A 4,168-nucleotide genomic window follows, 5' to 3' on the forward strand; every position below is an offset into this window, starting at 1 on the left:
AGCGCCCCCTCACCGGCGGCGGTCGCCTTCAGCAGCCGCACCAGCGTCTCCGGCGTCGCCTCCGAGCGGCGCACCACCGCGGACACCCCGCTGCTGACGGCGTTCAGCAGGTCCGAGTCCGCCACGTCCCCGGCCACCAGCACGATGCCGGGGCCCTCGCCCACCTGGAGCCTGCGCAGCAGTTGCTGCGCGTCCGAGTCCAACCGCTCCAGGACGACCAGCGCCACCTGGGCCTCTCCCCGAGCGCTGCCCTCGGGATCGACGAGCCTGACCTCCGGCCGCGCCCGCAGCGCCGCCGTCACCCCGGCTCTCGTGATCGAGTCGGTCGCGTGCAGGACGACCGACAACTGCTGCTGCTCCACGATCATGTCGCGCTCCAACCGGATTGCCGTGCCCCGTGTGTGCCCCGTCGAATCGTCCCGAGCCGGGGTGTCCCGACGCCATGGGCGCCACGTCCCGAACTGTCCCGGCCCGAGGTGCGGACAGCGCTTTCCGGGCGCCCCGCACCGTGCTCCCCGGCGTGCTGCCCTCCGGCCTTGATCGTTGTCCGGCAAGCACTTCTACCCACGAGATCCCGCTCCGCGCCGTCGGGCCGCGTCACCGGGACAGCGCGTCCCGGCACCGGGCGCCCGCCACGTGAGAGCGCTCTCATCGCTGCCCCATCCCGGCCTCGCGGGCCCGCGCCACCGCTTCCGCCCGGTCGGCCGCGTGCAGCTTCCGCAGGATGTTCGACACGTGGTTGCGCACCGTCTTCGGGCTCAGCACCAGCTCCCGCGCGATCGCCCCGTTGCCCTCGCCGCCCGCCATCAGCCGCAGCACCTCGCGCTCCCGCGACGTCAGCTCCGGGAACGTCTCGGGGCGCTGCTGCGCGGGCGCGCCGAAGTACGCCAGCAACCGGCAGGCGATCGCCGGGCTGAAGATCGCCTCGCCCTCGGCCACCGCCCGCACCGCCCGCGCGATCTGCTGCGGCTGCGAGGCCTTCAGCAGGTAGCCGAGCGCGCCCGCGCGCATCGCCGCGAACACCGAGTCGTCGTCGTCGAACATCGACAGCACCAGCACCCGCGCGCCGGGGTGCTCGGCCACGACGCGCCGCGTCGCCTCCACCCCGCCCAGGTCCGGCATGTTCAGGTCCATCACGACCACGTCCGGCCGCAGCGCCGCCGCCAGCTCGACGCCCATCCCGCCGCCCGACGCCTCGCCCACCACGGTGATCTCCGGTGAGGACGCCAGCACCGCCGCCAGCCCGAACCGGAACATCGGGTGGTCGTCCACCACCAGCACCCGCAGCGGTCGCACCGCGCTCACCCGCCCGCGGGCAGCTCGACCGCGATGCGCGTGCCACCCCGCTCGGGGACCTCGGCGGCCCACGTGCCGCCCACCTCGCGCGCCCGCTCCCGCATCGACCGCAGCCCCACGCCCGCCGGTCCCCCCTCGCCCGCGAGTCCCCCCTCGCGCGGCAGGCCGACCCCGTCGTCCACCACCTCGACCCGCAGCCGGTCGGTGAACCGCAGCCACACCGCGCAGCGCCGGGCGCCCGCGTGCCGCACCACGTTCGTCAGCGCCTCGCACACGATCCGGTAAGCGGCGACCTCGACGTCCGCCCCCAGCTCGGGAAGCTCCCCGACGACCTCCACCTCCACCGCCACCGGGTGCCGCCCGGCCAGCGCCCCCGCGTGCGCCCGCACCGCCCCCACCAGCCCCAGCCGCGCCAGCACCGGCGGGTGCTGCGCGTCGGCGGCGAGCCTGCGCACCTCGGCGACCGCGCCGTGCGCCTCCTCCTCCAGCGCCACCAGCAACCTGCCCGCCGCGGCGGCGTCGCGCGGCAGCAGCTCGCGCGCCGCGCGCAGGCCTAACGCGATAGCGGCCAGCGAGGGCCCGACCCCGTCGTGCAGCTCGCGCAGCACCCGGCGCCGCGCCTCGGCGGCGGCGTCCCCGGACACGACGAACTGGCGGCGCATCTGCCCTCCCGGATGAGGTCGACGGACGTGTGGGGGTCGACCTCGTACAGGTTGTCGCGAGCCTGCCGAGGACCGTTTCACAGCTTTCACCCGTTCCCACGTTGGGAGGAATCAGCCGCGAATTCCGGTTACCGGACATGTATCAGCGCCCTTGATCAGTGCTCCGTACGGAGAGGGGTTGCGACAGGAGGGCGGCGACATGGCTCAGGTTGGTGGACGCTCCGTGTTCCAAGTTCACCCGACCCGGTTGTGCACTCTGCGGTGCCTGCACTGCTACTCCAGCTCCGGTCCGGACGTCACCGAGTCCCTGCCGATCGGAGTCCTCGGACCGGCCGTTCGCGCCGCCGCGACCCTCGGCTACGACGTCCTGAACGTCTCCGGCGGCGAACCGCTCCTGTACCCGGAGCTGCGGGCGCTGGTGGGCGCCGCGCGCGACGCCGGGATGCGCGCGGTCGTGACCACCAACGCGCTCTCGCTGTCCCCGCGCCGGATCGCGCTGCTGCGCGAGGTCGACCTGGTGGCCGTGTCGGTCGACGGGACCAGGGCCGACCACGACCGCCTGCGCGGCGAACCCGGCGCCCACGAGCGCGCGCTGGCGGGCGTTCGCAGGCTCTCCGAGGCGGGCGTCCCGGTGGGCGTGGTGACCACCCTGACCAAGTCGGGCACGACCAGGCTGGGCGAGGTGGCGGACCAGGTCGCGGCGGCGGGCGCCCTCCTGCTCCAGGTCCGCCCCCTGGAACCGGAGGGCGCGGGCCGCCGCCTGCTGCTCGAACGCCCCGGCGCGGTGGAGCTGGCCTGCGCGGCGGTGGAGCTGGGCAGGGCCGCGGCGGAGCACGGCCTCGCGGTCCAGCTCGACGCCGTCCCCCGCACCACCCTGCTGCGCGACCGCGCGTCGTTCACGGCGGAGAACGCCGCGGGCGCCCTGGGCGCCTGGCTGACCCCGCTGGTGGTGGAGGCGAACGGCGCCGTCGTCCCGGCGGCCCACGGCTTCGACCGCCGCTACGCCCTGGGCTCCCTCGTGGACCGCCCGCTGGCCGAGCTGGCCGCGACCTGGGACCCGGCCCCGTACCGGGAGCTGTGCGCGCGCACCTGGGAGCACCTGACCGACAGCCGGACCGGCCCGCTGGTCGCCTGGTACGGCCACCTGCTGCGCGCGTCCAGGGCCCGCGTCGGCTGCCCCTGAGCGGCGCCCGCCGTCAGGCCCCGTCGGCGCTGCGCCGCAACCGCTCCAGCGACCGGTGCGCCCTGGCGACGGCGGTCTGCGCCACCGGGACCGCGTCGGGGACCAGCCGGTAGTAGCGCCTGCGCGGCCGACCCTGCTCGCGCGGGTCGACCTCCTCCCACTCGCTGCACACCCACCCGCGCAGTTCGAGCCGGGCGAGGATGGGGTGCACGGTGCCGCTGGGCAACCCGGTGGTGCGGCACAGCTCCAGCCCGTACCGGGGCCGGTCGGCGTCCTCGAGCAGCACGCCGAGGACCAGCCGGGTCGGCAGCGTCATCCGGGGTCCTCCACCAGCCGCCACCAGGCCAAATCTACTTAGGGGGCGGTCGGGGGACACCGCATTTAGCGGGGTGCGGCCGTTTTTCCCACCACCGGCCGAACGGCCGCAGCGACGGCGAGCCCGTGTCGGCGGGGTGGCGGGAGCCGGCAAGGTAGTCACCCGTGAGGGCGATCATCCTTGGGCTGGCGCTGCTCCTGACGCTGGCCGCCTGCGCGTCGGACGACCGCTACCTGCCCATCGACGAGGCCCCACGCGTGCCGCCGACACCGGTCGTGTCGGCGGACGCGTCGACCGGGACGTTCACGATCTCCTGCGGTCGCAACGAGGGGCGCCACCTCAACGCGGACAACGTGGTCATCTCACCGGGCCGCCCGAACGGCGCGCACCACACGCACGAGTACGTCGGCAACGAGTCGACGGACTACGCGTCGACGGACAGCTCGCTGGCGGCGTCCCCCACGACCTGCGCCCACGACGACCGCTCCGCGTACTACTGGCCGGTGCTGCGCCTGACCGACACCACGGGGCACGACGAGCACGAGCCGGGAGGGGGCGTGCACGGCAACACGGGGGAGGTCCTGCCGCCGGACGAGGTGGTGGTGACGTACCGGGGGAACCCGGCGGGGCACGTGCTGGCGATGCCCGCCGGTCTGCGCTTGATCACGGGCGACCCGGCGGCGTTCACCAACGGGGGAGGGCGGGCGCGGT

5 protein-coding genes and 1 pseudogene are annotated in these 4,168 nt (G+C 75.2%); 2 read left to right on the forward strand and 4 right to left on the reverse strand.

Annotation, left to right across the window (positions count from 1 at the left end):
* The 3 genes and pseudogenes from ACTUAL_RS29725 to ACTUAL_RS29735 all read right to left on the reverse strand — a co-directional run.
* A pseudogene (locus tag ACTUAL_RS29725) lies at positions 1–368 on the reverse strand (DNA-binding response regulator); the annotation flags it as partial.
* Positions 369–648: 280 nt separating this feature from the next.
* Positions 649–1,305 carry a response regulator gene (locus ACTUAL_RS29730; protein WP_440902557.1) on the reverse strand — a complete coding sequence of 219 codons (657 nt, stop codon included), beginning with the start codon at positions 1,303–1,305 and terminating at the stop codon, positions 649–651.
* On the reverse strand, positions 1,302–1,958 hold the full coding sequence (locus ACTUAL_RS29735; protein WP_440902558.1) for a sensor histidine kinase: 657 nt from the start codon (positions 1,956–1,958) through the stop codon (positions 1,302–1,304). Before ACTUAL_RS29735 ends, ACTUAL_RS29730 begins: the two co-directional genes overlap by 4 nt.
* Before the next feature lie 247 nt (positions 1,959–2,205).
* Here ACTUAL_RS29735 and ACTUAL_RS29740 point away from each other — a divergent pair, with 247 nt between their 5' ends.
* Positions 2,206–3,141 carry a radical SAM protein gene (locus tag ACTUAL_RS29740; protein ID WP_440902559.1) on the forward strand — a complete coding sequence of 312 codons (936 nt, stop codon included), beginning with the start codon at positions 2,206–2,208 and terminating at the stop codon, positions 3,139–3,141.
* Positions 3,142–3,154: 13 nt separating this feature from the next.
* On the opposite strand, the gene ACTUAL_RS29745 is transcribed toward ACTUAL_RS29740, so the two are convergent.
* Positions 3,155–3,457 (reverse strand): PadR family transcriptional regulator, encoded by a 303-nt coding sequence (locus ACTUAL_RS29745; RefSeq protein ID WP_015804076.1) that lies wholly within the window; start codon positions 3,455–3,457, stop codon positions 3,155–3,157.
* Positions 3,458–3,621: 164 nt separating this feature from the next.
* Here ACTUAL_RS29745 and ACTUAL_RS29750 point away from each other — a divergent pair.
* Positions 3,622–4,168 (forward strand): DUF1996 domain-containing protein (locus ACTUAL_RS29750; protein WP_440902560.1); only part of this gene is annotated, 547 nt, incomplete at its 3' end.

This window comes from Actinosynnema sp., assembly GCF_052038725.1.